Source organism: Nostocoides australiense Ben110 (genome assembly GCF_001050535.1).
Taxonomy (GTDB): Bacteria; Actinomycetota; Actinomycetes; order Actinomycetales; family Dermatophilaceae; genus Nostocoides_A; species Nostocoides_A australiense.
This window is the reverse complement of sequence record NZ_HG764815.1, coordinates 3,610,752-3,612,250: the sequence shown is the minus strand read 5'-3', so window position 1 is coordinate 3,612,250 and position 1,499 is coordinate 3,610,752. Positions and strand designations below refer to the sequence as shown.

Below are 1,499 nucleotides of genomic sequence, written 5' to 3'. Positions count from 1 at the left end.
CGCGCCGCCCGCCGCAGCCGCCACGCCTGCGGCCCGGCGAGCCACCGGTCGCACCGGCGCAGCCGGTTGGGGTTCGTCGTGCCCCGCGTGACGGCGCCGACGACGGAACGACTCACGCCGGTCAGCATACGAATCGTGGGAGGGTGAAGGGCATGACGCCGACCCGTGAGCTCATCCCTTCGGCCCTCGACGAACTCGACGTGGAATGGGAGCCGGGGGTGTCCGACCATGAATGGGTCGTCACCCTGCCCGGGGAGAAGAAGCTCAAAACGATTGTCTCGCTGTTGATCTCGGGCGAAGCGCTGGTGACGCGCGCCTTCGTCGTCCGCAACCCCGACGAAAACCACGGCGAGGTCTACCGGCATCTGCTGCGCCGCAATCTGCGGCTGCCCGGTCTCGCCTACGCCATCGACGCCACGGGCGATGTCTATGTCGTCGGACGCGTGCCCGTCGCCGTGGTCGACCTGGGGTACCTCGACCAGCTCCTCGGGGTCGTTCTCGAGGCCGCCGACGCACCCTTCAACGAACTGCTCGTCCTCGGCTTCCTCACCTCGATGAAGAGGGAGTGGGCCTGGAGGGTGGCGCGGGGGGAGTCGCTGCGCAATCTCGAGGCCTTCCGGCCGCTGCTGGAGGGCAGCGAGAACGATCCACGGTATGCCGTGCGCGACGACCCCGGCGAGGAGACCGAGGCCACAACGACAGCGGGGGAGCCTCGATAGGGTGGCGGGTATGACGTACACGCTCATCCTGCTGCGCCACGGCGAATCCGAGTGGAACCAGAAGAACCTCTTCACCGGCTGGGTCGACGTCGACCTGACCGACAAGGGCCGCGCCGAGGCCGCGCGCGGCGGCGAGTTGATGAAGGAGGCCGGCCTCCTGCCCGACGTCGTGCACACCTCGGTGCTGCGCCGGGCCATCACGACGGCCAACCTCGCCCTCGACGCGTGCGACCGGCACTGGATCCCGGTGCACCGCAGCTGGCGGCTCAACGAGCGTCACTACGGCGCGCTGCAAGGACTGGACAAGGCGGCCACACGCGAGAAGTACGGCGACGAGCAGTTCATGCTGTGGCGGCGCAGCTTCGACACCCCGCCACCCCCGATCGAGCAGGGCAGCGAGTTCGACCAGACCGGTGACCCGCGCTATGTCGGCGTCGAGGTGCCCCTGACCGAGTGCCTCAAGGACGTCATCCCGCGGATGATGCCCTACTGGGAGGACGAGATCACCGACGACCTGAAGTCCGGTCAGACCGTCCTCGTCGTCGCGCACGGCAACTCCCTGCGCGCGCTCGTCAAGCACCTCGACGGCATCTCCGACGAGGAGATCGCCGGCCTGAACATCCCCACCGGCATGCCGCTCGTCTACGAGATCGGCGACGACATGATGCCCACCGGCCCGAGCCGCTACCTCGACCCCGAAGCCGCCGCCGCGGCCGCCGCGGCCGTCGCCAACCAGGGCAAGAAGTAACCCACGGGGGCTCCGCCCCCGTGCACCCCCGA

At 69.2% G+C, this 1,499-nt stretch carries 2 protein-coding genes and 1 pseudogene; 2 read left to right on the top strand and 1 reads right to left on the bottom strand.

What is annotated here, in order from left to right; genetic code table 11:
• A pseudogene (locus BN11_RS26205) lies at nucleotides 1-230 on the bottom strand (hypothetical protein); the annotation flags it as partial.
• On the opposite strand from BN11_RS26205, the gene BN11_RS17680 reads away from it, so the two are divergent.
• Nucleotides 153-719, top strand: a complete 567-nt coding sequence (locus BN11_RS17680) for a YbjN domain-containing protein (RefSeq protein WP_048701882.1) — start codon at nucleotides 153-155, stop codon at nucleotides 717-719. The pseudogene BN11_RS26205 and the gene BN11_RS17680 sit on opposite strands and share 78 nt — an antisense overlap.
• 10 nt (nucleotides 720-729) lie before the next feature.
• Complete coding sequence (locus BN11_RS17675) at nucleotides 730-1,467, top strand: phosphoglyceromutase (RefSeq protein ID WP_048699620.1); 738 nt, start codon at nucleotides 730-732, stop codon at nucleotides 1,465-1,467.
• The last annotated feature ends 32 nt before the right edge of the window (nucleotides 1,468-1,499 follow it).

What these genes read in the sequence shown, in the direction of transcription:
- BN11_RS17680 (WP_048701882.1), top strand. Translation starts at nt 153, where the DNA reads ATGACGCCGACCCGTGAGCTCATCCCTTCGGCCCTCGACGAACTCGAC.
- BN11_RS17675 (WP_048699620.1), top strand. Translation starts at nt 730, where the DNA reads ATGACGTACACGCTCATCCTGCTGCGCCACGGCGAATCCGAGTGGAAC.